Source organism: Mixta gaviniae, assembly GCF_002953195.1.
Taxonomy (GTDB): domain Bacteria; phylum Pseudomonadota; class Gammaproteobacteria; order Enterobacterales; family Enterobacteriaceae; genus Mixta; species Mixta gaviniae.
On record NZ_CP026377.1, the window covers coordinates 2,957,522 to 2,982,734 of the forward strand.

The window sequence follows — 25,213 nt, forward strand, 5'->3', positions numbered from 1 at the left end:
GCAATTTCGGCTGGCTGCAGCGAGCGGTTGCGGCGGATAACTGCGATCTGCTACTACCGGCACGGCCTGTTACAGCGGCATCGCCTGCCTGTTTATCCAACCGTGAGGGCCTGCTTACCTGCCTGCACGCTTATCTGCTCCCTGCCCATCGCTTATCTACCTATCTGCTTACCTACCCATCTGCTTACCTACCCATCGCTTACCTACCCATCTGCTTACCTGCCCATCTGCTTACCTACCCATCGCTTACCTACCCATCTGCTTACCTGCCCATCTGCTTACCTGCCCATCTGCTTACCTGCCCCTGGCCCTCGCAGATTCCCTGCCGTTGCCCGGCCGTCAGCCGTTTTCACCTGCCCGCCGCATAATGCCGGCAGCGTCACGCTTATGCTTTTCATCGGCCCTAAACCCCCGCTTTTTTGATACCGCACAATCCTGATTTAACCATTTAGAGGTATACAGAACTGCTTTTTAACGGGCACGACAGCCCGTTCAATAATAACGATAACCAGGAGGTTACATGGCGAGGAAAAGGCGCCTTTTCGGCATCTCATGGCTGAAAGGCTGGCCGGTGCTGGGGGTGATTTTACTGGGGGCGATGGCGGGCGTGGCGCTGTTCGCCGGCGGCGTCACCCTGATGCATAAAACCAGCGACAGCGAATTCTGCGTGTCATGCCACAGCATGCAACGCCCGCTGGCGGAATATCAGGGCAGCATCCACTTTCAGAACCCGGCCGGCATCCGCGCGGAGTGCGCCGATTGCCACGTGCCGCCGCAGCCGGTCGATTACCTGCTGACCAAAGCGGGCGCGCTAAAAGATGTGGTCGGCGAGATCGGCGGCAAAATCAACAGCGAAGAGAAATATAACGCCCACAAACTGGAGATGGCGGAATCGGTGTGGAAAACCATGAAAGCCAACGATTCCGCCACCTGCCGCAGCTGCCATAGCTTTGACGCGATGGATACGCTGGCGCAGCGCCCTGAAGCGCGCCAGGCGCATCCCGTGGCGATGCGCGACGGACAAAACTGCATCGATTGCCACCGCGGCGTGGCGCATATCCTGCCGGATATGAGCGACAGCAACGCCAGCGGCGCAGCGCAGCTGCTGGCGGCGGCAGCCCATACATCGGACAAGGCGACCCGGCTCTACGCCGTCGCCACGCAGCCTTTCCGGCTGGCGCCGGAAAGTGCTGCACCTGACGGCACGCTGTTTCCCTCTACCGAAATCACCGTGCTGCGGCGCGACGGCGAACAGTTACAGGCGCGGCTGGACGGCTGGCGTCAGCAGGATGTGCCGGGCGCCATCTATGCCGCGCCCGGCAAACGCATTATGAGCGCGGTACTGGATGACGCGGCGGCAAAACAGGTGGTCGTCAACGGTGGGCAAACCGATGGCGAAACCGGCCAGCGCTGGGATCGGGTGTCGCTGACGCTCTGGCTGCCGACCCGCATCTTAATCGACGATCGGCAGAAAATCTGGCAGTACGCCGCTGGCCTGATGTCCGCCAACTGCACCGGCTGTCACGGTCTGACCGCGCTGGATCACTTCACCGCCAATCAATGGATCGGCGTGATGAAAGGTATGGCGCCGCGCACCTCGCTGAACGAAGAGCAACTGCGCCTGCTGACGCAGTATGCGCAAAAACATGCCAGCGACAGCATTAACCCACAGGGAAGCGAACAATGAAAAAAGATCTTTTGCCCGCCTGGTCCCGGCGGCGTTTTCTTCAGGCCGGCGGCGGCCTGATGGCGGCCGGTGCCCTGCACTTCGGCTACAGCAAATCCGCCCTGGCGCAGGCGATCGGTAAAGCGCTGCCGCAGTTCACCGCGCTGCGCCCGGCACAAAAAGGGGTGCTGACCGCCGCTCACTGGGGGCGTTTGAGGCCATTATCGAACAGGGGCGCATGGTCGGCGTGCAGCCGGTAACGGATGACCCGGCGCCCAACGCGCTGATTGAGATGGCGCCCTGGCAGCTCTACGCGCCGAACCGCATTAAAACGCCGATGGTACGCAAAAGCTGGCTGGAAAACGGCCCCGGCAGCCATCCTGAGCGACGCGGGCGCGATGCCTGGGTGCCGGTCAGCTGGGATAAGGCGCTTGAGCTGGTCAGCAGCGAGATCAAACGTCTGCAGCACGCCTACGGCCCTTCTTCCATTTACGCCGGATCCTACGGCTGGAAAAGCACCGGCATGCTGCATAACTGCCGCGCCCTGCTACATCGGCTGATGAACCTGGCGGGCGGCTTCCTCAGCTACAGCGGCGACTACTCCACCGGCGCAGCGCAGGTGATCATGTCGCACGTCGTCGGCTCAATGGAGGTTTATGAGCAGCAGACCAGCTGGCCCAACGTGGTTGAGCATAGCGAGCTGGTGATCCTCTGGGGCTGCAACCCGCACACTACGCTGAAAAACAGCTGGAACGTGCCGGATCATGTCGGGCTCGACGGCTTCGCGCAGCTGGCGAAGAAAGGGACGCGCGTGATCAGCATCGATCCGGTTTATCAGCCGGGCGCGAAAGATCTGGGCGCGCAGTGGATCGCGCCGCACGCCTATACCGATTCCGCGCTGATGTTGGGCATCGCCCATACGCTGCTGAGCGAAAAACGGCATGACGAGGCGTTTCTGCAGCGCTATACCGTCGGCTTCGACCGCTTCCGCGCCAGTCTGCTGGGCGAAAGCGACGGCGTAGTGAAAAGCGCCGAATGGGCCAGCGCGCTCTGCGGCATTGAGGCAGAGACCATTCGCCAGCTGGCACGCGAGATGGCAAGCAAACGCACCATGATCATGGCCGGCTGGGGCATTCAGCGCCAGCATCACGGCGAGCAGCCGCACTGGCTGTTGGTGACGTTGGCGGCGATGCTGGGCCAGATCGGCCTGCCGGGCGGCGGCTTCGGCTTCAGCTATCACTACTCCTCTGGCGGCAGCCCGACGGCGCGCGGCGGCATTATCTCCGGTATCAGCGCCGGCAGCGCGCCGGCTAACGCGCCCGCGCCAATTCCGGTGGCGCGCATCGCCGACTGTCTGGCCAACCCCGGCAAGACCATTCACTTCAACGGCCGCCAGATAACCTACCCCGCGGTGAAAATGGTCTATGTGGCGGGCGGCAACCCTTTTCATCACCATCAGGATACCAACAATCTGCTGCAGGCGTGGCGGCGGCCGGAAACCATCGTGGTGCAGGAGCCCTACTGGACGGCAACCGCCAAACACGCTGATATCGTGCTGCCCTGCACCACCAGCTATGAGCGCAACGATCTGGAGATGGGCGGCGACTACTCACAGCGCTATGTTTTCCCGATGCATCAGTGCGTGGCGCCGCAGCATCAGGCGCGCAACGATTTCGATATCTTCCGCGCGCTGGCGGAGCGCCTCGGCGTCGGGCAGGCCTTTACCGAAGGCAAGGATGAGATGCTGTGGCTGAAAGCGATGTACGACAATATGAAAAACCAGGCGCGTGCCGCCGGCGTGGCGCTGCCGCCGTTCGATATGTTCTGGCAATCGAACAGCTATATCCGCTTCCCGATCCCGGAAGCGAACAAACAGTGGGTGCGCTTCGCTGATTTTCGCGCCGATCCGCTGCTTAATCCACTCGGCACGCCTTCGGGCAAGATTGAGATCTTCTCGCAACGCATCGCAGCCATGAACTATCCCGACTGCCCCGGCCTGCCCGGCTGGCTGCCGCCGCTGGAGTGGCGCGGCGGCGAGATGGCGCAGCGCTGGCCGCTATCGCTGAATACCGCTCATCCCGCGCTGCGGCTGCACTCCCAGCTGGACAATACCCCGCTGCGCGATAAGCACGCCGTCGCTGACCGCGAAGAGATCCTGATTAATGAGCAGGACGCCGCCCGGCGCGGCATTCAGAGTGGCGATCTGGTGCGCGCCTTTAACGATCGCGGCCAGATCCTGGTGGGCGCGGTGGTGACCGCCGATATCCGTCCCGGCGTGGTGCGCATCAGCGAAGGCGCCTGGTACGATCCGGCCGATCCTGCGCAGCCCGGCGCACTGTGTCGCAACGGCAACGTCAATTGCCTGACCGTGGATATCGGCACCTCGATGCTGGCGCAGGGCAACTGCGGCCATATGGCGCAGCTGGAGATTGAAAAATATCAGGGCGAGCCGCCGCCGAACCACGCGCACGCCGCGCCGCCCGGCGTGGCCTGATCGGGCTGCAGGCCCGCGCTCCCGCGGGCCTGTTGTTCAGACGCCGCCTGTTGCAGGTTTTATGCCCCTTTTCCGGCACATTGCGGCATAAGCCTTCTTTACGCTCCTCTTACGGCACACGGCGGCGTAAACCTCATTGACGTCCCCTCTCTTTCAGCACGTTGCGGCATAAGTCTCTTTTCACCCGTGCCCGGCGCGCAAAACGTGACGCGCCTCCAGCCGCGGGTTAATTTTCCCGCAGCCGATCGCCCCGCCTTCGGCGCTTTTGGCGAACAATGCTAATTTTATTAACATCTGCTGTATCAGCGCGCTGCATAAGGAGACCCCCGTGCGCATCCGTCCCTTTACTGAAAGCGACCGCCCTTTTCTGCGGACGCTATTCCTCGCCTCGCGTAAGACGAACTGGAGCTGGCTTGATTCCAGCGCGTGGCAGCTGGAAGATTTCGACCAGGTGGTGTTAGGCGAAAACGTGCTGGTCGCCGAAGAAGATGGACATCGCCTGGGCTTCGCCGCGTATCTGGAGAATGATAATTTCCTGCACAGCCTGTTTATCGATCCGCACTATCAGGGCCGTGGCGCGGGCAGCGCGCTGTTAAAGGCGGTACAGGCACGCTTCACCGCCACCGGCGCGCTAAAGTGTCTACTGGCAAACAGCCGCGCGCAGAATTTTTATCTGCGCCACGGCTGGCAGATCGTTTCCCAGGGGGAAAGCGAGCAGGGAAAATATGTGCTGATGCACTTTAAAAAGTCCTCGTCCTGGTCGAAAAAACCGGAGAGCGCCTGACTTAACATACTGATAATATTTAACTTATTTAATTAACACTGTAAAAGCGTGAGCTTCTCCCCGCCATTCTTACCTCTACTGCCACCTTTCCCGTCGGGCTGACCGTGCGGGAAAGGTTTCCCGCGCCGAACGCCGCTAGTGTGTCCCTCATCAAAGGAGGCCGCAACGGCAGCCATTTTCGTGATTACGGGAGAAAACCATGAGCTTTCAACTGGCGTTACCGGGCATCAGCCTGCATGGCTACGGGGCGATTAGCGATCTGACGCAGCTACTGGCGCAGAAAAACTGGGGCAAAGCGCTGATCGTCACCGACGGGCAGCTGGCTGAGCTGGGGCTAACGCAGGGCCTCACCGACGGCCTGCAGCGCCACAACATCCCCTACGCCCTGTTCAGCGGCGTAGCACCGAACCCCACCGAGGAGCAGGTACAGGCGGGGCTGGCCGCCTTTCGTCAGCGGCAGTGCGATTTTCTTATCGCCTTCGGCGGCGGCAGCCCGATCGACACCGCCAAGGCGATTAAGATCCTCACCGCCAACCCCGGCAGAGCGGTCGACTATGCAGGCGTCGGCAAGGTGCGCCATCCCGGCGTGCCGCTGGTCGCCATCAATACCACCGCCGGCACCGCCGCTGAAGCCACCAGCAATGCGGTGATTACCGATAGCGCGCGCCAGATCAAGCAGGTGATTATCGACACGCAGCTGATCCCTGATATCGCCGTCGACGATCCGGCGGTGATGCTCGGCATTCCGCCGGACGTCACCGCCGCTACCGGTATGGATGCGCTGACCCACGCGCTGGAGGCGTACGTCTCTAAAGGGGCGCATGTGCTGACTGATCCCTGCGCGCTGGAAGCGATCGCCCTGATCCGGCGCTGGTTGCCCGTGGCAGTAGCGGAAGGCGGCCATCGCGAGGCACGGGAGATGATGGCCTGCGCGCAGTATCTGGCGGGTATGGCTTTCAACAGCGCCGGGCTGGGGCTGGTACATGCGCTGGCGCATCAGCCGGGCGCCACGCATAATCTGCCGCACGGCGTCTGCAACGCCATCCTGCTGCCGGTGGTGGCAGCGTTTAACCGGCCAGCCAGCGTTAAACGCTTCGCCCGCCTTGCCGTCGCGCTGGGGGTCGACACCACGCCTATGGATGATGAAGCCGCCAGCCAGGCGGCAGTAGCGGCGCTGCGCCAGCTGGCTGACGAAGTGGGCATTCCCGCCGGTTTCCGGCAGTTAGGCATCGAAGAAAAGGATATCGAAGGCTGGCTGGATAAGGCGCTGGCCGATCCCTGCGCGCCCGCCAATCCCCGTACCGCTACGCGTGAGCAGGTACGGGCACTCTATCGGCAGGCGCTGTAGAACGGCTTAGAGGGCGCGGAAGGCGATTTCGCCAGGGATGATTTCGCCCTGCCAGTAGAGCTGGGCGGCCACTGCGCCCGCCAGCTCGCGGTAGAGCGCGGTAAAGGCGCTTTCCGGGCGGCGGATCACCGTCGGCTCGCCGGCGTCCAGATCTTCACGCAGCGTAATGTGCAGCGGCAGCTGGCCAAGCAGGCGGGTATGGTACTTCTCCGCCAGCAGCTCAGCGCCGCCGCTGCCGAAGATCGCTTCGTGGTGGCCGCAGTTGCTGCAAATATGCATGCTCATGTTCTCCACCACGCCCAGTACCGGTACCTCTACTTTTTCAAACATCACGAAGCCTTTGCGCGCGTCAATCAGCGCGATATCCTGCGGCGTGGTGACGACCACGGCGCCGGTAACCGGGATGTTCTGCGCCAGCGTCAGCTGAATATCGCCGGTGCCAGGCGGCATATCAAGGATCAGGTAATCCAGCTCCGGCCAGAGCGTCTCATTCAGCAGCTGCATCAGCGCCTTGCTGGCCATCGGACCGCGCCACACCATGGCGTTGTCTTCCGTCACCAGGTAGCCGATAGAGTTGGTGGCGAGGCCGTGCGAGATAATCGGCGCCATATGCTTGCCGTCCGGCGAGGCAGGACGCTGATCTTCCGCGCCGAGCATGGTGGGCACCGACGGGCCGTAGATGTCGGCGTCAAGAATGCCCACGCGCGCCCCTTCGGCCACCAGCGCCAGCGCCATATTGACTGCGGTGCTGGATTTACCGACGCCGCCCTTGCCGGAGCTGACGGCGATGATGTTTTTCACCCCGTTAACGCCCGGCTGGTTTTTCACCCGCTTCAGGGTGGCAATATCGTGGCTCAGGCGCCAGTCAATCGCCTGCGCGCCGGTAATGCGCAGCAGGTCGGCGCTGGTCTGCTCTTTCAGCGCCTCGAAGCCGCTGCCCCAGGCGAAGGGCATTTTAATCTCTATATGCAGCTTGCCGTCCATCAGCGCGACATGGTGCAGCGCCTTGAGGGCGGTAAGATTATGCTTCAGCGTCGGATGTTCGAAAGTCGTCAATGTGCCGGCGACCATCGCGCGCAGCGTATCGGGCGAAAGCGCCCCGTGGGATTGTGAACTCATCCCTTCTCCTCGTGATTCAGGTTGTTTTATGTCCGGCGTGCGGCCGGTCTCCGTTACGGGAGATTATCGGACATAGTGCGATCAACTTAAGCATACCAGAAGCCCCGGCAGATCGCGTTTGCCTGGCGATGCGCTAAATCCCTTTGTTTACGCCGGGTCGGGCTTTCGGTTAACATCTAAAGCCCTTTTTAACCAGAAGAAACATGTCCCGCTATGACTCAAGTCGCGAAAAAAATAATGGTAACGTGCGCTCTGCCGTACGCAAATGGTCCCATCCATCTTGGCCATATGCTGGAGCATATCCAGGCTGATATCTGGGTCCGTTACCAGCGAATGCGCGGCAATCAGGTATGGTTCATTTGCGCTGACGACGCGCACGGCACGCCGATTATGCTGAAAGCGCAGCAGATGGGTATCACCCCAGAGCAGATGATTGCTGAGATGAGTCAGGCGCATCAGAAAGATTTCGCTGGCTTTAACATCAGCTACGATAACTACCACTCGACGCACAGCGATGAGAACCGCGAGCTGTCGGCGCTGATTTACAGCCGTCTGAAAGAGAATGGTTTTATTAAAAACCGCACCATTTCGCAGCTGTTCGATCCGGAAAAAGGCATGTTTCTGCCGGACCGCTTCGTCAAAGGCACCTGCCCGAAATGTAAAGCCCAGGATCAGTATGGCGATAACTGCGAAGTGTGCGGTTCGACCTACAGCCCGACTGAATTGATCGATCCGAAATCGGTGGTCTCCGGCGCCACGCCGGTGATGCGCGATTCCGAACACTTCTTCTTCGACCTGCCGTCGTTCAGCGAAATGCTGCAGGCCTGGACCCGTTCCGGCGCGCTGCAGGAGCAGGTGGCGAACAAAATGCAGGAGTGGTTCGAATCGGGCCTGCAGCAGTGGGATATCTCCCGCGACGCGCCCTACTTCGGCTTTGAAATTCCGGATGCGCCGGGCAAATATTTCTACGTCTGGCTGGATGCGCCGATCGGCTATATGGGCTCGTTTAAGAATCTGTGCGATAAGCGCGGCGATCTCGATTTCGATGAGTTCTGGAAAAAAGACTCTACTACCGAGCTGTATCACTTTATCGGCAAGGATATCGTCTACTTCCACAGCCTGTTCTGGCCGGCGATGCTGGAAGGCAGTCATTTCCGCAAGCCGAACAACCTGTTTGTTCACGGCTACGTCACGGTCAATGGCGCGAAGATGTCCAAGTCGCGCGGCACCTTTATCAAAGCCAGTACCTGGCTTGATCATCTGGACGCCGACAGCCTGCGCTACTACTACGCGGCGAAGCTCTCTTCGCGCATCGACGATATCGACCTGAACCTGGAAGATTTCGTGCAGCGCGTCAACGCTGATATCGTCAACAAAGTGGTAAACCTGGCTTCGCGCAACGCCGGTTTTATCGCCAAACGCTTCGGCGGCCAGCTGGCCGACCACCTGGCCGACCCGGCGCTCTACAAGACCTTTACCGACGCCTCCGCCAGCATCGGCGATGCCTGGGCCAGCCGCGAATATAGCCGTGCCATCCGCGAAATCATGGCACTGGCGGATATGGCTAACCGCTACGTTGACGAGCAGGCGCCGTGGGTGGTAGCGAAGCAGGAAGGCCGCGACGCCGATCTGCAGGCAATCTGCACCATGGGCATCAACCTGTTCCGCGTGCTGATGACCTGGCTGAAGCCGGTGCTGCCTTCATTAAGCGAGCGCGTCGAAGCCTTCCTGAAGTGCGATCTGCAGTGGGACGCGATTCACACGCCGCTGCTGAACCATGAGGTTGCGCCGTTTAAAGCGCTCTACAGCCGCATCGAAATGCCGAAAATCAACGCGCTGATCGAGGCCTCGAAAGAGGACGCCGCCGCTGCGGCGCAGCCGGCTGCAAGCGGCCCGCTGGCGGACGATCCGATTGGCGAGACCATTACCATCGACGACTTCGCTAAAGTGGATATGCGCGTGGCGCTGATCAAAACCGCCGAACTGGTGGAAGGCTCCGATAAGCTGCTGCGTCTGGTGCTGGACGTAGGCGGCGAAACACGCCAGATCTTCTCCGGCATTCGTGCCGCCTACCCCGATCCGTCGGTGCTGGTTGGCCGCCATACCATTATTGTCGCTAACCTGGCGCCGCGTAAGATGCGCTTCGGCGTGTCGGAAGGCATGGTGCTGTCGGCAGGCCCGGGCGGGAAAGATCTGTTCATTCTCGGCGCGGACAGCGGCGCGCAGCCTGGTATGCCGGTGAAATAACCCCGCTGGCGCAGCCTGCATTACCTGTCACGCCCCGTTCCGGGGCGTTTTTTTTGCCGCATCGCCTGATTGTGTGATCGGTAGCACGATTAGCCGTTTCAGCGTATCATTACCTGCGTCAAAAACAGGAGTCTGCCATGTCCGCCGTGCTGTCTGCCTGCTGGCGCTATCTGCGCGCCTTCATCATTATCTATCTCTGTCTCTATGCCGGTATCGGCATTTCATCCCTGCTGCCTATCGTCATTCCTGGCAGTATTATCGGCATGCTGATCCTCTTCCTGCTGCTGGGCTTTCAGATTGTCCCGGTCAACTGGGTGAAGCCTGGCTGTTACCTGATCATTCGCTATATGGCGCTGCTGTTTGTGCCGATCAGCGTCGGCGTGATGAACTACACCGATGTGCTTACCGCCCAGTTTGGCCCCATCTTCGTCTCCTGCGTCCTTAGCACTATGCTGGTATTGATGGTCGTCGGCTACAGTTCGCATCGCCTGCACGGCAAGCCTATCGTCGGGGAAAATAAAGATGAGTGATATCTGGTGGTCGCTGCCGTTGACGCTGGCGGTGTTTTTTTCCGCGCGCTGGCTGGCGGCGCGGGTCAAAATCTCCCTGTTTAATCCGCTGCTGATTTCGATGGCGGTCATCATTCCCCTGCTGCTGCTGATCAATATGCCCTATGCGCGCTACTTTCAGGGCAGCGCGATACTCAACAGCCTGCTGCAACCTTCAGTGGTGGCGCTGGCGCTGCCGCTCTATGAGCAGCTGCACCAGATCCGCGCGCGCTGGAAGTCGATTATCGCCGTCTGCTTTATCGGCAGCATGACGGCGATGGTTTCCGGCACCGCCATCGCGCTCTGGCTGGGGGCCACGCCGGAAATCGCCGCGACCATTATGCCGAAATCGGTCACTACGCCGATCGCTATGGCGGTCTCTGCCTCGCTGCATGGCATTCCGGCGATCAGCGCTATCTGCGTACTGGTGGCGGGCGTACTGGGCGCGGTATTCGGCCATATGCTGCTGAACCTGATGCGCATCAAAACCAAAGCGTCGCGCGGCCTGGCGATCGGCAACGCTTCGCACGCCCTCGGCACCGCGCGCTGCGCCGAACTCGATTTTCAGGAAGGGGCGTTCAGTTCGCTGGCGCTGGTGATCTGCGGCATCATCACCTCGCTGCTGGCGCCGTTCCTGTTCCCGCTGCTGCTGGCGCTGTTTGGCTAAAAGCGCCGCATGCGGGTTAAAATTTGCGAGAGATCGCGCAATTTGTAATTTCATTTCACTCATTACATTGCCGTAGCGACAGAGATCACATATAACCCCTGCCGGTGCTTTACAATTTTGGGATAACCCCAGCTATAAGAGGCATGCAATGCATCCACGTTTTCGTCCGGCCTTTGCCGGTTTGGCGGCCGACCTTCAGGCCGCGCTCCTTCCCATCCTTGACGCTGACGATTTTGCCGCCTTTTTTACCCCTGATCAGGTTGCCATGCTCTGCCATGAGAGCGGCCTGAATGAAGACGCGCTGGCGCTGGCGCTGCTGCCGCTGGCCGCCGCCTGCGCCGTGACCCCGCTGTCGACATTCAATGTCGGCGCGGTCGCGCGCGGCCAGAGCGGCCACTGGTATTTCGGCGCCAATATGGAGTTTGCCGGCGCCACGATGCAGCAGACGGTGCATGCCGAGCAGAGCGCGGTTACCCACGCCTGGCTGCGCGGCGAAAGCGGCCTGGCGACCATGACCGTCAACTACACCCCCTGCGGCCACTGCCGTCAGTTTATGAATGAGCTGAACAGCGGCACGGCGCTGCGCATCAGCCTGCCGGGCCGCCCGGTCGTGACGCTGGCCGACTACCTGCCTGACGCTTTTGGCCCGCGCGATCTGAACATCACCACGCTGGTGATGGATAGTGTGGATCACGGCTATCGTGCAGAAGGCGACGCGCTGGCGCAGGCGGCCATCGCCGCCGCCAACCGCAGCCACGCGCCTTACAGCCAGGCGCACAGCGGCGTCGCGCTGCAGACCGCCAGCGGCGCCTGCTATCACGGCGGCTATATCGAAAACGTCGCCTTTAACCCCAGCCTGCCGCCGCTGCAGGCGGCGCTGATCCTGCTGAATATGCACGGCGAAAGCTGTCATCAGATCGTGCGTGCCGTACTGGCGGAAAGCCCCGACGCGCGGCTGCAACAGCAGCCCGCCACCGCCGCTACCCTGCAGGCGCTTGGCTGTCGCCAGCTGGATTGCGTCGCGCTACAAAAAGCGTAGCCGGTTAGCCCCCCTCTCCGCCGCGCCCGATGATCGCGGGCGCGGCGGCCTCTTCTGCGCCTCACCGCCCGCTGTTCCCGGTGCTTTCGACAAAAAAGCGGCCGCTTTTGTTAACGGCAGTTAACAAACGCTGTACTTCTGCGAGAATTTTCTTAGGATCGGGGCACACCCTTGTTGTTATAAAAACACTGGCCACTTCCCCGAAGAGAACGTGCCTGTAACCGGAGCAAACACCGCATGGAACTCGATTACGAGAGTAAACGTCCGCTTTATATCCCTTACGCTGGCCCTATCCTGCTGGAATTTCCCCTGCTGAATAAAGGCAGCGCCTTCACTATTGAAGAGCGCAACGACTTCAATCTTAATGGCCTGTTGCCGGAAACGGTCGAAACCATTGAAGAACAGGCCGAGCGTGCCTGGCGTCAGTTCGAAGATTTTAAAAACAACAACGATAAGCATGTCTATCTGCGCAATATCCAGGACACTAACGAAACCCTGTTCTATCGCCTGCTCGACAACCATCTCGAAGAGATGATGCCGATTATCTATACCCCGACGGTCGGCGCCGCCTGCGAACACTTCTCTGAAATCTATCGTCGCGCCCGTGGTCTGTTTATCTCCTACCCGAATCGCGCCAGCATCGAAGATATGCTGCAGAACGCCACCAAGCAGAATGTCAAAGTGATCGTCGTGACCGACGGCGAACGCATTCTCGGCCTCGGCGACCAGGGCATCGGCGGCATGGGCATTCCTATCGGTAAGCTGTCGCTCTATACCGCCTGCGGCGGCATCAGCCCGGCCTACACCCTGCCGGTGGTGCTGGATGTCGGTACCAATAATCAGCAGCTGCTAAACGATCCGCTCTATATGGGCTGGCGTCACCCGCGCATTACCGGTGACGAATACGATCGCTTTGTCGATGAGTTTATCCAGGCAGTGCGCAGCCGCTGGCCGAACGTGCTGCTGCAGTTTGAAGATTTCGCGCAGAAAAACGCCATGCCGCTGCTGGAGCGCTATCGCGACCAGCTCTGCTGCTTTAACGACGATATTCAGGGCACCGCGGCGGTGACGCTCGGCACGCTGATCGCCGCCAGCCGCGCCGCGGGCAGCCGCCTGCGCGATCAAAAAGTGGTGTTCCTCGGCGCCGGTTCCGCCGGCTGCGGCATCGCCGAGCAGATCATCGCCCAGATGAAATCAGAGGGGCTGAGCGATGAAGAAGCGCGCGCCAGAGTCTTTATGGTGGACCGCTTCGGCCTGCTGACCGATAAGCTGCCGAACCTGCTGAATTTCCAGAGTAAACTGGTGCAGAAAAGCGAAAACCTTGCCGGCTGGAACCTGGCCAGCGACGCTATCTCCCTGATGGACGTGGTGCGCAACGCCAAACCCGATATTCTAATCGGCGTATCGGGCCAGCCGGGCCTGTTCAGCGAAGAGATTATTCGCGAGATGCACAGCCACTGCGCGCGTCCGATTGTGATGCCGCTCTCCAACCCGACCTCGCGCGTGGAAGCGACGCCGGCGGATATCCTCGCCTGGACCGACGGTGCGGCGCTGGTGGCCACCGGCAGCCCCTTCGCGCCGGTGACGCTGCACGATAAAACCTATCCAATCGCCCAGTGCAACAACTCCTATATCTTCCCCGGCATCGGCCTGGGCGTTATCGCCTCCGGCGCGACGCGCGTCACCGACAGCATGCTGATGGCGGCCAGCCGCGCGCTGGCAGATTGCTCGCCGCTGGTGAACGAGGGTGAAGGCCCGGTACTGCCGGAAGTGAAGGATATTCAGGGCGTATCGAAAGTGATCGCCATGGCGGTCGGCAAAGCGGCGCAGCTGGCGGGCGTGGCGGTGGTCACCTCGGAGGATGTGCTGTCGAAGGCGGTGGCCAATAACTTCTGGATGCCGCAGTATCGTAACTATCGTCGCACCTCAATTTAACCTGAAGGCGATCTCCGTCCTCCTCTGCGGCGGAGATTGCTTAAAAAAGCCGCGTCTGACCGGCGCGCGCTTGCGTCAGCCTGACGGCTCAAGTAGCCTTGAGCCATTCTATCCGCCCCGTCCAGAGCTACGCCGAACATGTTGAAACGCATGACATATGGCCTGATTATCATCCTGCTGCTGATGATATTGGCCGCGCTCGGCCTCGATCGCTGGATTGCCCTGAAAACCGCCCCGCTGGTCTATGACGATTTGACCTCGCTGCCGCACCGTCAGGTGGGCGTGGTGTTAGGCACCGCCAAGTACTATCGCACCGGGGTGCCGAACCAGTATTACTATTACCGTATCCAGGGCGCGCTGAACGCTTATAACAGCGGCAAGGTCAACTATCTGCTGCTGAGCGGCGATAACGCCCAGCAGAGCTATAACGAGCCGATGACCATGCGACGCGATCTGATCGCCGCCGGGGTCAACCCTGCCGATATCGTGCTGGACTATGCGGGCTTCCGCACGCTGGATTCCATTGTGCGCACACGTAAGGTGTTCGACACCAACGATTTCATTATCATTACCCAGCGCTTCCACTGCGAGCGCGCGCTGTTTATTGCCCTGCATATGGGGATTCAGGCGCAGTGCTACGCGGTGCCGTCGCCGAAAAATATGCTAACGGTGCGCGCGCGCGAAGTGGCCGCCCGGCTCGGCGCGCTGGCCGACCTCTATATTATGAAGCGCGAGCCGCGTTTCCTCGGCCCGCTGGTGCCAATCCCGGCGGTGCATGAGGTGCCGCAGGATGCGCAGAGCTATCCGGCAGTAACGCCGGAGCAACTGCTGGAGCTGGAGCAGCGGCAGAAAAAATAAGCCGCGCTGTCGCCGCGCAGGCAAGAAAAAAGCCGACCTGAAGGTCGGCTTTTTTGTCACTGGACGGCAGAGGCGCTGCCGTGCTGGCGATTACTTTTTGCGCGAGTATTTCAGTGAATCCAGCGCCACGGCGAAGATAATGATGCCGCCCTTGATGATGTACTGCCAGTAGGGGTTCACGCCGATATAGGTCAGGCCGTAGTTGATAACGGTAAAGATCAGCACGCCGGTCACGACCCCCGCCACGGTACCGACGCCGCCGGCGAAGGAGACCCCGCCCACCACGCACGCCGCAATCGCGTCCAGCTCATACATAAAGCCGAGGTTGTTGGTGGCGCTGCCGATACGGCCCGCTTCCAGCATGCCGCCGAAGGCGTAAAACACGCCGGAGAGTGCATAGATCAGGATCAGGTTCAGGTTGACGTTAACGCCGGAGACTTTCGCCGCTTCCGGGTTGCCGCCGATAGCGAAGATGTTTTTGCCGAAGCGCGTTTTGTTCCACAGGATCCAGACAAACACGATGGCGATCACCGCATAGAAGGTGATGTAGGAGAGTTTGAAATCCCCAAAGCGCAGGAAGCCCTGAGCAAACTTCGAGAAGCCGGCATCAAAGCCCGCGATCGGCGATGCGCCCACATAGTCGTAGTAGAGCGAGTTAATGCCGTAAACGATGATCATGGTGCCCAGCGTGGTGATAAACGGTGTCACCTTCAGGTAGGCGATGATAACGCCGTTAAGCAGGCCGATCAGGCCGCCGATCACGCACACTGTCAGGATCACCAGCGGAATCGGCACGGTATCCAGCTGCGGGAAAACTTTGTTAGCGTTATCCATCGCCTGCAGCATGGTGGCCGCCACCACCGCCGCCAGGCCCACCTGGCGCCCGGCAGAGAGGTCGGTGCCCTGGGTAACGATCAGCCCGGCGACGCCCAGCGCGATAATAATACGCACCGAGGACTGGGTAAGAATATTACTCAGGTTCATTAAGCTGAGGAAGGTGGGGTCCTGGAAAATAATAATTGCCAGCAGCACCAGCAATACGACATAGATGCCGCCCTCTTTCAACCAGGTCAGCGCATTCTTTTTAGTTGTAGCTTTCATGGTAACAACCCTTACATCATTAAAGGTGCAACGACGCTAAACGTAATATTTCGTTTTGCGTGGTGGTTTTTGTTTCGACGATGCCCGCGACCAGGCCATTACTCATTACCAGGATGCGATCGGTAATGCCTAATAGCTCCGGCATTTCGGAGGAGATAATAATGATGCCTTTATCTCTCTTCGCCAGTTCGGAAATAAGCTGGTAAATTTCAAACTTGGCGCCGACATCAATACCGCGCGTCGGCTCATCCAGCATTAATATTTCCGGCTGGGTTAACAGCCAGCGTCCAATAATGACTTTCTGCTGGTTGCCGCCGGAAAGCGATCCGATTGCGGTATGATGCCCCGGCGTTTTTACCCGCATGGCATCGATAACCCACTGGGTGTCGCTTTTCATTCGGCTGTTATCCAGCAGGCCGAGCTTATTTTTATACTGCCGAATATTGGAAATTAATGAGTTAAAGCCAATATCCAGATAGGCGTAAATACCGGTGGAGCGGCGCTCTTCAGTGACCAGCGCAAAACCGTGGTTAATCGCTTCATTGGCGCTGTGGTTATTGATCGCTTTGCCGTGCAGCTTAATGGTGCCGCCCGCTTTTTCACGAATGCCGAACAGCGTTTCCACAATATCGGTACGCTTGGCGCCCACCAGCCCGGCGATGCCGAGGATCTCCCCTTTATGCAGATCGAAAGAGATATCGCGAATCGAAGGCTGACGCAGCGAGGTCAGGTTGCGCACCTCCAGGATCACCTCGCCCGGCACGTTGGTCTTATCCGGGAAACGCTGGTTAAGAGAGCGGCCGACCATCATGGCGATGATCTTATCCATATCCAGCCCTTCCAGCGGCTGGGTGCTGATCCACTGGCCGTCGCGCAGAATGGTGATTTCATCGCACAGCTGGAATATCTCCTCCATCTTATGGGAGATATAGACGATGCCGCAGCCGCGATCTTTCAGCTTACGGATAATGGTGAACAGATGATTCACCTCTTTTTCCGTCAGCGACGAGGTCGGCTCATCCATGATGACGATTTTAGCGTCATAGGAGAAAGCTTTGGCAATTTCTACCATCTGCATTTGCGAAACGGACAGCGTCGCGACTTTATCGCGCGGATCAATATCGATATCCAGCTCGTCAAAAATGGCTTTGGTATCGCGATACATTTTATCGTGATCGACAAACAGCCCTTTGCGCGGATAACGTCCGAGCCACATGTTATCCATGACCGAACGCTGCAGCACCAGGTTTAATTCCTGATGCACCATCGATACGCCATTTTCCAGCGCCTCTTTTGCGCTGGTGAAATTAATCTCTTTCCCCTGAAACAGAATGGTTCCGCTATCTTTGCTGTAAATGCCAAACAGGCATTTCAACAGCGTCGATTTACCCGCGCCATTCTCCCCCATAAGCGCGTGAACGGAATGCGGCCGGACTTTCAGATTCACATTATCCAAAGCCTTCACGCCAGGAAATGACTTACTGACACTGGTCATCTCCAGCAAGAATTCATGCTGCTGTGTTATGTTTTCACTGGCCATAATTTACCTGGCTGAAAATTGTCTGCGTCTGGCGAATAAAGGGCGCGGTAAATGCCGCGCCCAATACTGTTTATTTGCTGAACTGAGAGAGGTTCTCTTTATCTACCGCAACGTAAGGAATACGTACGATTTTATTTTCCAGTTTGAAATTGGTCCCGTCAGCGGCCCCTTTACCGTCGGCGAGGTTTTTCGCCAGATCGAAGGTGGCTTTTGCCTGGTTGGCGCCGTCATTCAGCACCGTGCCTGCCATCGCGCCCGATTTCACCATTGCCAGCGCTTCCGGCAGCGCATCGACGCCAAATACCGGAATAGTGGTTTTGTTGTGCGCCTTCAGCGCTTCGACCGCACCCATCGCCATCGCATCGTTGTTAGCGATCACCACTTCAATTTTGTTGGCGTTCGGGCCGGAGAGCCAGGCGTCGACCTTATCTTTCGCCTGAGCGGTATCCCACATTGCGGTATCCATCGCCAGCTGCTGCGTTTTGATGCCATCTTTGTTCAGGGTGTCGATCACATATTTGGTACGCGCTTCGGCGTCAGGATGGCCCGGCTCGCCCTTCAGCAGCACGAACTGAATCTGACCATCTTTATTCAGATCCCAGGCCGGCGTCGCTTTCCAGTGCTTCTCAATCAGCTGGCCCTGGATCACGCCGGACTCTTTGGAATCGGTACCGACGTAATAGGCTTTGTCGTAGCTGGCCAGCACTTTCGCGTTCGGCTCTTTATTGAAGAACACCACCGGCACGTCATTGCTGCGCGCTTTATCGATCACCACGCCCGCTGCGGCCGGGTCGACCAGGTTGATCGCCAGAGCTTTAACCCCTTTCGCCAGCAGCACGTCGATCTGATCGTTCTGCTTGGACTGGTCATTCTGCGAGTCATTCATCAGCAGCTGCACGCCGCCGGCAGCCTGCGCGTCTTTTTCGATATCTTTGCGCACCATCGACATAAAGTTATCGTCATATTTATAGATGGTGACGCCGATACGGGTATCTGCTGCGTGCGCCGTTGCGCCAAACATCATGCTGGCAACCAGGGCTGTGAGGGTGAAAACCTTCTTATTCATAGTATCTCCGGTTTTTGCAGGGTCGTTCTACGTCCAGCCCCTTCACCCTGGCGGGTAAAGAAAAGCGGACATTCAGTGAAAAATCGGTTCAGGCGGGTAGTTAACAAAAGGTTACCCAAAGCCGATGGATTGCTGACACAAAACCTGACTTCCTTAATCGGTAACGCTTCCTGGAAAGTAATGACAAAATGTTGCGCGGCGCGGCTGGGATGTTTGCAGCCGGGAAATCCCGGCCGTTACATTATGTTTCAGCGCCGTTGAGACGCTGCTATCTTAGAGAGCTGTATGTTAATTAACTGTGAATTTACTCACAGATTGAAAACGGTTACATGGATGAATCGGTTGAAAAAGTGACCGGCGCCACATTTTGCCGCGCGGCAACGGAATGACGCCGCACCAGCGTCGGCATAAAGCAGTGGTGCGCGGCAGCATCCAGTTCGCCCAACGCCCCTTTTAACGCCAGCTCCGTCGCCAGTTTCGCCATCGAAACAATGGGATAGCGCACCGTCGTCAATTGCGGATCGGTGTAACGTGACATCGGAATATCATCGAAGCCGATAACTGAGAAATGCTGCGGCACCAGGATGCCGTTGTCTTTCAGCGCCGTCAGCGCGCCGGCGGCCATGCTGTCGTTGTAAGTGAAGATGGCGCTCAGCTGCAGGTTGCGTCCCAGCAGCTCCACCATCGCCGCCTCACCGCCCTGCATATCGGGTTCACCGCTGCCTATCCAGACGTCGGGCGGCTCGATGCCCTGCTCGTGCAGCGCCTGCAGCCAGCCGGCGCGGCGCTGCTCCTCATCTTCAATGGGATGGCTGGAGCCGAGATAGCCGATACGCGTATGCCCCTGCTGCAGCAGCATACGCGTCGCCATCGTCGCGCCGGTGACGTTGTCCAGCCCGACGCAGCGGTGCGCGTAGCCCGGCAGGATGCGGTTGACCAGCACCATGCCCGGCACCTGATCCATAAAGCTGGCGAGTTCGGCGTCGGAAAGGGATTTGGAATGCACCACCAGCGCATTACAGCGCTGGCGGATCAGCACTTCGATCGCGTGGCGCTCTTTCTCTTCCTGATGCCAGGAGTTGCTGATCAGGACATGCTTCTGCACCCGCTGCGCCACGGTATCCACCGCTTTTACCAGCGCGCCGAAAAAGGGGTCAGAGACATCCATCACCACCACGCCGATGGTGTCGCTAACCTGCGTCGCCAGCGCCTGCGCGTTGGCATTGGGGCGATAGCCCAGCGCATCCACCGCTTGCAGCACCGCGTCGCGGGTATCGGCCGTGACGGCGCTGCTGTTGTTCAGCACCCGGGAGACTGTCGCGACGGAGACGCCCGCCTGACGCGCGACATCGCGAATGGTAATCATGATGAGTGACCTGAAAGAGAAGAGATAGATTGCATGCTTCACCTGCCGCCTGGAGTTGCTGGCGGCTATTCTGGCAGGCCAGCGTGACGGGCTGCGTGAATCAGGTCACACTGATGAAAACGGTTACATACAATTTTGTAACATTTGTGATGGCGGTCATTGTCCGCGACGCGCAGGCGCCTGGGCGGCGAAAGCGGTCAGCCGACGCCACAGCCACTCCAGCGGTCCCTGACGGAAACGACGCAGCCAGAGGGTTGACAGCAGCAGGTTCGCCAGCCAGACCAGCGGCACCAGCAGCAGCAGATGCAGGCGGTCGAACTGCAGGAACAGCCCGAGGCGGTAGAACAGCGTGGTGCAGATCAGCGACTGCAGCAGGTAGTTGCTGAGCGCCATGCGTCCGACGCAGCAAACCGCCTGCGTCAGTTTCAGGCGGCCCAGCTGCGGCCAGAAGCCGAAACAGAGCGCGGCGTAGCCGAGACTGGTCAACGGCGCGGCCAGATCGCGCGGCGCCTGCAGGTAAAAGGCCGACCAGTGAAATGCCCAGTCGAGATGCCACTGCAGCAGCGTCGCCGGCAGCTGGATCAGCCAGCCCAGCGGCAGTAGGATCAGCGCCGCGCGGCGGTAGTGACGACGGCTGAAAGCACCCTGCAGCCAGCCGTTGCGCATCAGTGCGCCGCCCATCAGCATCAGCCCGGCCAGCTGCCAGCCATACTGTGCGCCCAGCGCCAGCAGCATCGACGAAAGATGGTCGAGGCGGTTTTCCACCGCCAGCGCGCCGCCGTTCAGCTTCCAGAAGGTTTCATACTGAATATCCGCCGCGCCCGGCAGCCAGGATCGCGACGGCGACGGATCGGAGATCATGCCAAACAGCAGCAGCACGCCGACGCCCACCAGATAGAGCATTACGCCGGTATTGAACAGCGAACGCGTTGAGGGCACGTCACGGATCATGCGCCAGGCGATCAGGCCGATGATGCCGTAGGCCAGCAGGATATCCCCTTCCCACAGAAAGATGGCGTGCAGAAAGCCGATAATCACCAGCCAGCTCAGACGTGCCTGGATCCAGCGCTTGCCGCGCGGCAGCAGCATCTGCAGGCCGGCGCCGAACAGCAGCGCGAACAGCGTGAGGAATTTACTTTGCGCCAGCAGATCGAGCAGCGCCCAGCACAGCGCGTCGCTGAACGAAGGGGCGCCATTCCAGGCGGGATTGAGATAGGCAGCGGAAGGCAGGCCGAAGCCGCTGATATTCAGCAGCAGGATACCGAGAATGGCGAGACCACGAATAAAATCCAGCGTGATGTTTCGTTGCATGCCGGTTCCTGCCGCGTTTTAAAGGGAATTAATTATGACGCACCGCGCGCAAAAATTCCTGACGCGTATTCTGGCTCGACTTAAACAGGCCGCCCAGCGACGTGGTGGTAGTGGCGCTGTTGGCGTCGCGAATGCCGCGCGCTTTCACGCAGTAATGCACCGCATCGATAGAGACCGCCACGTTATTGGTGCCCAGCAGCGTTTGCAGCGCGATCAGCACCTGCTGCGTCAGACGCTCCTGCACCTGCGGACGCTGAGCGAAGAACTGCACGATGCGGTTGATTTTCGACAGGCCGATCACCTTGTCTTTCGGGATATAGGCGACGGTCGCTTTGCCGTCGATAATCACGAAGTGGTGTTCGCAGGTGCTGGTCAGGGTGATGTCGCGCACCGTCACCATCTCATCCACCTTCATCTTGTTATCGATCAGGGTGATTTTCGGGAAGTTAGCGTAATCCAGACCGGAGAAGATCTCATTCACATACATTTTGGCGATGCGATGAGGGGTTTCCATCAGGCTGTCATCTTCTAAATCGAGATTAAGCAGCTGCATGATTTCGGTCATATGACCGGCAATCAGCCGTTTACGCGTTTCGTCATCCATTTCACGTACGGGGGCACGCAACGGGGTTTCCAGTCCACGCGCCACCAGCGCATCGTGAACCAGAGCGGCTTCATGACTTAACGTCGCCATGTGATGTTTCTCCAGCAGGTGTAACAGCCGACGATCGCGCAAAGGGCGTCGCCGGGATAATAATCAGAGCGCGTATTCTGAAGCACTCCGGGACGTTTATCCAGTGAATCCCTTTAATCGCGCCTGAAATCCGTTCATGGGGCGCGGCGCCAGACCAGCGCGCCGGCCAGCAGCAGCGCCGCGCCCGCCACGAACAGCGCCGGCTCCAGCCGATGCCACAGCAGGCTGGAAAGCCAGGAGAGCAGCGGCCCTGCCAGCTGGCCGACGGCGTAGCCGGTAGTGAGCAGCCCGGCCAGGTAGCGCATATGCTGTGGCGCCAGCTCGCGGCCATACTGCAGCGTCAGCTGCACCACGCAGAGAAAGCCGCCGCCGGTCAGCAGCGCGCCTGCCGCGAGCCCGCCGAGGCCGGGCAGCAGGCCGCCGATAAATACGCCGATCGCCTGCGCCCACAGCGCGACCGCCAGCCGCAGATGCGTGGCGGCCCGGCGACGCGTCAGGATCCCCAGCGCGATGCCGATTACCGCCGCGCCGCCGAACACCGGCCAGACGAACTGCGCGAACAGGCTATGCGGGAAGCGCGCCGCCGCCAGCTGGGAAAGAAAGGTCGCGGGCAGAATATAGCCGAATCCGGCAAGGCTGTAGCTCAGCACCAGCCGCTTCAGATTACCGTCCAGCAGCAGCGGCGCGGGCGCGCGCTCCGGGCGATGCAGCTCGCCGCGACGCGGCAGGTTGACCGCGATCGGCGCTACCAGCAGCAGCGCCAGCATGCCATAGGCGAGCCAGGCGGCGGCGGCGCCGACGTGCCACGCATTGAGCAGCACCGCCAGCAGGCCGCTGAGGAAAATACCGATGCCCGGCCCGGCGAAGACCGCCGCCGATAAGCCCGGCCTGCCAAGCTGCTGCAGCCGTTCGTTACTCCAGGCCGCCACCAGCACCATCGCGCAGCCGCTGGCCCAGCCGATCGCGAAGCGCGCCGCGCCGTGCAGCCAGGGATCGTGCAGCAGCGCCGACAGCAGCGTCAGCGCCACCGCTCCCCAGACGCCGGCATGCAGCCGCCGCTCCACATGCCGCCGCGCACGCATCGCATCGAACGATCCGCACAGGTAGCCCAGATAGTTGAGCGCCGCCACCAGGCTGGCGCTGGCGAGCGTCAGCTGGCCATCGGCGATCATCAGCGGCACCTGCGGCGTAAAGGCGAAGCGCCCGATACCCATCGCCACCACCAGCGACAGTAGCGCGCTTAACGCCACACGCCCCGCTCCCGGTTTCCTCTCTGTTTTCCACATAGCGACATTATCTTTTCTGATTAGCAGTTGCGCCTATCATGCCCAGGGTTTACACTCACGGAAAGTGAATGTTTATAACAAACTTGATTACGGTAAGAGAACAGATGGATTTAGTCCAGTTACGTATGTTCTGTTCGGTGGCGGAAACCGGTTCGGTGGCGCGCGCCGCAGAGCAGTTGCATCGGGTCCCTTCTAACCTGACCACGCGCCTGCGCCAGCTGGAGCAGGAGATCGGGGTGGATCTGTTTATTCGTGAAAAACAGCGCCTGCGATTGTCGCCAATGGGCCATAATTTCCTTTGCTACGCGCAACGTATTCTGGCGCTGAGCGAAGAGGCGCTGAGCATGGCGCGTACCGGCGAGCCGGGCGGCAATTTCGCGCTCGGCTCAATGGAAAGCACCGCCGCCACGCGTCTGCCGAATCTGCTGGCCGCCTACCACCAGCGTTATCCGACGGTGGCGCTGTCGCTGATCACCGGCACCTCCGGTGAGATTATCGACCGGGTACGTGAAGGCACGCTGGCGGCGGCGCTGGTCGATGGGCCGGCCAACTATGACGAGCTGAACGGCTGCATCGCCTTTCGCGAGCAGATGACGCTGATCTCCAGCATTGATCATGCGCCGATCCGCTCCGCCGCTGACGCCAGCGGCGATACGGTTTTCGCCTTTCGCACCAGCTGCTCCTACCGTCTGCTGCTGGAGGAGTGGTACCGCGACAGCGGCGTGCAGCCGCACAACGTGATGGAGATCCAGTCCTATCACGCGATGATGGCCTGCGTCGCCAGCGGCGCCGGCGTGGCGCTGATCCCGGAATCGGTGCTGGCGCAGATGCCGGCACGCGAGCGGGTGCAGTCGCACCGGCTGCCGGACAGATTCCGCGACACCGCCACCTGGCTTATCTGGCGGCGCGATGCGTTTACCCCCAATGTGGAAGCGCTGAAGTATTTAATAATTGAACAGTTTGACGACAAACCCGTTAACGATGAGTTGATGCATCCTCAGGAGTGTATAAATGGAAATGATTAAGACCCGCGCCGCCGTTGCCTGGGCCCCAGGCGAGCCGCTGAAGATTGAAGAAGTGGATCTGATGCCGCCGCAAAAAGGCGAAGTGCTGGTGCGCATCGTGGCGACCGGCGTCTGCCACACTGACGCCTACACCCTGTCGGGCAAAGATCCGGAAGGCGTCTTCCCGGCGATCCTCGGCCATGAGGGCGGCGGCATTGTGGAAGCGGTGGGCGAAGGCGTCACCAGCATTGAAGTGGGCGACCATGTGATCCCGCTTTACACCCCGGAATGCGGCAAATGTAAATTCTGCCTCTCTGGCAAAACCAACCTCTGCCAGGCGATCCGCACCACCCAGGGCAAAGGGCTGATGCCGGACGGCACCACCCGTTTCTTTAAAGACGGCAAGCCGATTTTCCACTATATGGGTACGTCGACCTTCTCCGAATACACCGTGGTACCGGAGATTTCGCTGGCAAAAATCAGCAAAGAAGCGCCGCTGGAAGAAGTCTGCCTGCTGGGCTGCGGCGTCACCACCGGCATGGGCGCGGTGATGAACACGGCGAAAGTGAAAGAAGGCGACACCGTGGCGATTTTCGGTCTCGGCGGCATCGGCCTGTCGGCGATTATCGGCGCGAAGATGGCGAAAGCGGGCCGCATTATCGGTATCGATCTTAACACCAGCAAGTTTGACCTGGCGCGTAAGCTCGGCGCGACCGATCTGGTGAACCCGAAAGATTACGACAAGCCGATTCAGGATGTGATCGTTGAGATGACTGACGGCGGCGTCGATTTCTCCTTCGAGTGTATCGGCAACGTGAACGTGATGCGTTCCGCGCTGGAGTGCTGCCACAAAGGCTGGGGCGAGTCGGTAATTATCGGCGTGGCCGGCGCGGGCGAAGAGATCGCTACCCGTCCTTTCCAGCTGGTGACCGGACGCGTCTGGCGCGGCTCCGCTTTCGGCGGCGTGAAAGGCCGTTCCCAGCTGCCGGGCATCGTGCAGGATTACCTCGACGGTAAATTCCAGCTGAACGATTTTATTACCCATACCATGCCGCTGGAAGAGATCAACGACGCGTTCGATCTGATGCACGAAGGCAAATCGATTCGCTCCGTGGTGCATTTCAGTAAATAAACGGGAGA

Annotated in this window: 19 protein-coding genes and 1 pseudogene; 12 read left to right on the forward strand and 8 right to left on the reverse strand. The window is 59.8% G+C overall.

Annotated elements, in window-relative coordinates; translation table 11 throughout:
- The first annotated feature begins 520 nt into the window (after positions 1-520).
- The 4 genes and pseudogenes from C2E15_RS13820 (at position 521) to fucO (ending at position 6,292) form a co-directional block, all read left to right on the forward strand.
- The gene (locus tag C2E15_RS13820; protein WP_104957883.1) at positions 521-1,687 is read left to right on the forward strand and encodes a NapC/NirT family cytochrome c; all 1,167 of its coding nucleotides are present in this window, start codon (positions 521-523) and stop codon (positions 1,685-1,687) included.
- Positions 1,684-4,160, forward strand: a pseudogene (gene torA, locus C2E15_RS13825) (trimethylamine-N-oxide reductase TorA). The gene C2E15_RS13820 and the pseudogene torA overlap by 4 nt, the downstream one beginning before the upstream one ends.
- A 328-nt stretch (positions 4,161-4,488) precedes the next feature.
- On the forward strand, positions 4,489-4,944 hold the full coding sequence (locus C2E15_RS13830; RefSeq protein WP_104959184.1) for a GNAT family N-acetyltransferase: 456 nt from the start codon (positions 4,489-4,491) through the stop codon (positions 4,942-4,944).
- A gap of 199 nt (positions 4,945-5,143) precedes the next feature.
- Complete coding sequence (gene fucO / locus C2E15_RS13835) at positions 5,144-6,292, forward strand: lactaldehyde reductase (protein ID WP_104957884.1); 1,149 nt, start codon at positions 5,144-5,146, stop codon at positions 6,290-6,292.
- A gap of 6 nt (positions 6,293-6,298) precedes the next feature.
- On the opposite strand, the gene apbC is transcribed toward fucO, so the two are convergent.
- Entirely contained in the window at positions 6,299-7,411 is a 1,113-nt protein-coding gene (gene apbC, locus C2E15_RS13840) for an iron-sulfur cluster carrier protein ApbC (protein ID WP_104957885.1), read from the reverse strand.
- A gap of 213 nt (positions 7,412-7,624) precedes the next feature.
- On the opposite strand from apbC, the gene metG reads away from it, so the two are divergent.
- From metG to sanA, 6 genes are all read left to right on the forward strand, one after another.
- Positions 7,625-9,658: a methionine--tRNA ligase gene (gene metG, locus C2E15_RS13845; RefSeq protein ID WP_104957886.1), complete on the forward strand. Its 2,034-nt coding sequence runs from the start codon at positions 7,625-7,627 to the stop codon at positions 9,656-9,658.
- A 137-nt stretch (positions 9,659-9,795) separates the two neighbouring features.
- Positions 9,796-10,188, forward strand: coding sequence for a CidA/LrgA family protein (locus C2E15_RS13850; protein ID WP_104957887.1), 393 nt, complete (start codon positions 9,796-9,798; stop codon positions 10,186-10,188).
- Positions 10,181-10,873 carry a CidB/LrgB family autolysis modulator gene (locus C2E15_RS13855; RefSeq protein ID WP_104957888.1) on the forward strand — a complete coding sequence of 231 codons (693 nt, stop codon included), beginning with the start codon at positions 10,181-10,183 and terminating at the stop codon, positions 10,871-10,873. The genes C2E15_RS13850 and C2E15_RS13855 overlap by 8 nt, the downstream gene beginning before the upstream one ends.
- Positions 10,874-11,021: 148 nt before the next feature.
- Positions 11,022-11,912 (forward strand): cytidine deaminase, encoded by an 891-nt coding sequence (gene cdd / locus C2E15_RS13860; protein ID WP_104957889.1) that lies wholly within the window; start codon positions 11,022-11,024, stop codon positions 11,910-11,912.
- 237 nt (positions 11,913-12,149) lie between these two features.
- Positions 12,150-13,847 carry an NAD-dependent malic enzyme gene (locus C2E15_RS13865; protein ID WP_104957890.1) on the forward strand — a complete coding sequence of 566 codons (1,698 nt, stop codon included), beginning with the start codon at positions 12,150-12,152 and terminating at the stop codon, positions 13,845-13,847.
- Positions 13,848-13,985: 138 nt separating this feature from the next.
- Entirely contained in the window at positions 13,986-14,705 is a 720-nt protein-coding gene (gene sanA, locus C2E15_RS13870) for an outer membrane permeability protein SanA (protein WP_104957891.1), read from the forward strand.
- 90 nt (positions 14,706-14,795) lie between these two features.
- Here sanA and mglC read toward each other — a convergent pair whose 3' ends face one another.
- From mglC to C2E15_RS13905, 7 genes are all read right to left on the reverse strand, one after another.
- Positions 14,796-15,806: a galactose/methyl galactoside ABC transporter permease MglC gene (gene mglC, locus C2E15_RS13875; RefSeq protein ID WP_104957892.1), complete on the reverse strand. Its 1,011-nt coding sequence runs from the start codon at positions 15,804-15,806 to the stop codon at positions 14,796-14,798.
- 19 nt (positions 15,807-15,825) lie between these two features.
- Positions 15,826-17,346: a galactose/methyl galactoside ABC transporter ATP-binding protein MglA gene (gene mglA / locus C2E15_RS13880; RefSeq protein ID WP_104957893.1), complete on the reverse strand. Its 1,521-nt coding sequence runs from the start codon at positions 17,344-17,346 to the stop codon at positions 15,826-15,828.
- A gap of 70 nt (positions 17,347-17,416) precedes the next feature.
- Positions 17,417-18,412 (reverse strand): galactose/glucose ABC transporter substrate-binding protein MglB, encoded by a 996-nt coding sequence (mglB, locus tag C2E15_RS13885; RefSeq protein WP_104957894.1) that lies wholly within the window; start codon positions 18,410-18,412, stop codon positions 17,417-17,419.
- A 325-nt stretch (positions 18,413-18,737) separates the two neighbouring features.
- The gene (gene galS, locus C2E15_RS13890; RefSeq protein ID WP_104957895.1) at positions 18,738-19,778 is read right to left on the reverse strand and encodes an HTH-type transcriptional regulator GalS; all 1,041 of its coding nucleotides are present in this window, start codon (positions 19,776-19,778) and stop codon (positions 18,738-18,740) included.
- A gap of 156 nt (positions 19,779-19,934) precedes the next feature.
- The gene (gene yeiB / locus C2E15_RS13895; protein ID WP_104957896.1) at positions 19,935-21,089 is read right to left on the reverse strand and encodes a DUF418 domain-containing protein YeiB; all 1,155 of its coding nucleotides are present in this window, start codon (positions 21,087-21,089) and stop codon (positions 19,935-19,937) included.
- Positions 21,090-21,117: 28 nt separating this feature from the next.
- On the reverse strand, positions 21,118-21,783 hold the full coding sequence (gene folE, locus C2E15_RS13900) for a GTP cyclohydrolase I FolE (protein ID WP_104959185.1): 666 nt from the start codon (positions 21,781-21,783) through the stop codon (positions 21,118-21,120).
- A 134-nt stretch (positions 21,784-21,917) separates the two neighbouring features.
- Entirely contained in the window at positions 21,918-23,069 is a 1,152-nt protein-coding gene (locus C2E15_RS13905) for a YbfB/YjiJ family MFS transporter (protein ID WP_104957897.1), read from the reverse strand.
- 104 nt (positions 23,070-23,173) lie between these two features.
- On the opposite strand from C2E15_RS13905, the gene ptrR reads away from it, so the two are divergent.
- Both ptrR and C2E15_RS13915 read left to right on the forward strand, forming a co-directional pair.
- Positions 23,174-24,094, forward strand: coding sequence for a putrescine utilization regulator PtrR (gene ptrR, locus C2E15_RS13910; RefSeq protein ID WP_104959186.1), 921 nt, complete (start codon positions 23,174-23,176; stop codon positions 24,092-24,094).
- Entirely contained in the window at positions 24,081-25,205 is a 1,125-nt protein-coding gene (locus tag C2E15_RS13915; RefSeq protein ID WP_104957898.1) for an S-(hydroxymethyl)glutathione dehydrogenase/class III alcohol dehydrogenase, read from the forward strand. The genes ptrR and C2E15_RS13915 overlap by 14 nt, the downstream gene beginning before the upstream one ends.
- The last annotated feature ends 8 nt before the right edge of the window (positions 25,206-25,213 follow it).

Excerpts from the sequence above, each read along its gene's own strand:
- cdd (WP_104957889.1), top strand. The coding sequence starts at position 11,022 with ATGCATCCACGTTTTCGTCCGGCCTTTGCCGGTTTGGCGGCCGACCTT.
- folE (WP_104959185.1), bottom strand. The coding sequence starts at position 21,783 with ATGGCGACGTTAAGTCATGAAGCCGCTCTGGTTCACGATGCGCTGGTG.
- C2E15_RS13855 (WP_104957888.1), top strand. The coding sequence starts at position 10,181 with ATGAGTGATATCTGGTGGTCGCTGCCGTTGACGCTGGCGGTGTTTTTT.
- yeiB (WP_104957896.1), bottom strand. The coding sequence starts at position 21,089 with ATGCAACGAAACATCACGCTGGATTTTATTCGTGGTCTCGCCATTCTC.
- galS (WP_104957895.1), bottom strand. The coding sequence starts at position 19,778 with ATGATTACCATTCGCGATGTCGCGCGTCAGGCGGGCGTCTCCGTCGCG.
- apbC (WP_104957885.1), bottom strand. The coding sequence starts at position 7,411 with ATGAGTTCACAATCCCACGGGGCGCTTTCGCCCGATACGCTGCGCGCG.
- metG (WP_104957886.1), top strand. The coding sequence starts at position 7,625 with ATGACTCAAGTCGCGAAAAAAATAATGGTAACGTGCGCTCTGCCGTAC.
- ptrR (WP_104959186.1), top strand. The coding sequence starts at position 23,174 with ATGGATTTAGTCCAGTTACGTATGTTCTGTTCGGTGGCGGAAACCGGT.
- C2E15_RS13850 (WP_104957887.1), top strand. The coding sequence starts at position 9,796 with ATGTCCGCCGTGCTGTCTGCCTGCTGGCGCTATCTGCGCGCCTTCATC.
- sanA (WP_104957891.1), top strand. The coding sequence starts at position 13,986 with ATGTTGAAACGCATGACATATGGCCTGATTATCATCCTGCTGCTGATG.
- mglC (WP_104957892.1), bottom strand. The coding sequence starts at position 15,806 with ATGAAAGCTACAACTAAAAAGAATGCGCTGACCTGGTTGAAAGAGGGC.
- C2E15_RS13820 (WP_104957883.1), top strand. The coding sequence starts at position 521 with ATGGCGAGGAAAAGGCGCCTTTTCGGCATCTCATGGCTGAAAGGCTGG.
- mglB (WP_104957894.1), bottom strand. The coding sequence starts at position 18,412 with ATGAATAAGAAGGTTTTCACCCTCACAGCCCTGGTTGCCAGCATGATG.
- C2E15_RS13915 (WP_104957898.1), top strand. The coding sequence starts at position 24,081 with ATGGAAATGATTAAGACCCGCGCCGCCGTTGCCTGGGCCCCAGGCGAG.
- fucO (WP_104957884.1), top strand. The coding sequence starts at position 5,144 with ATGAGCTTTCAACTGGCGTTACCGGGCATCAGCCTGCATGGCTACGGG.
- C2E15_RS13905 (WP_104957897.1), bottom strand. The coding sequence starts at position 23,069 with ATGTGGAAAACAGAGAGGAAACCGGGAGCGGGGCGTGTGGCGTTAAGC.
- C2E15_RS13865 (WP_104957890.1), top strand. The coding sequence starts at position 12,150 with ATGGAACTCGATTACGAGAGTAAACGTCCGCTTTATATCCCTTACGCT.
- mglA (WP_104957893.1), bottom strand. The coding sequence starts at position 17,346 with ATGGCCAGTGAAAACATAACACAGCAGCATGAATTCTTGCTGGAGATG.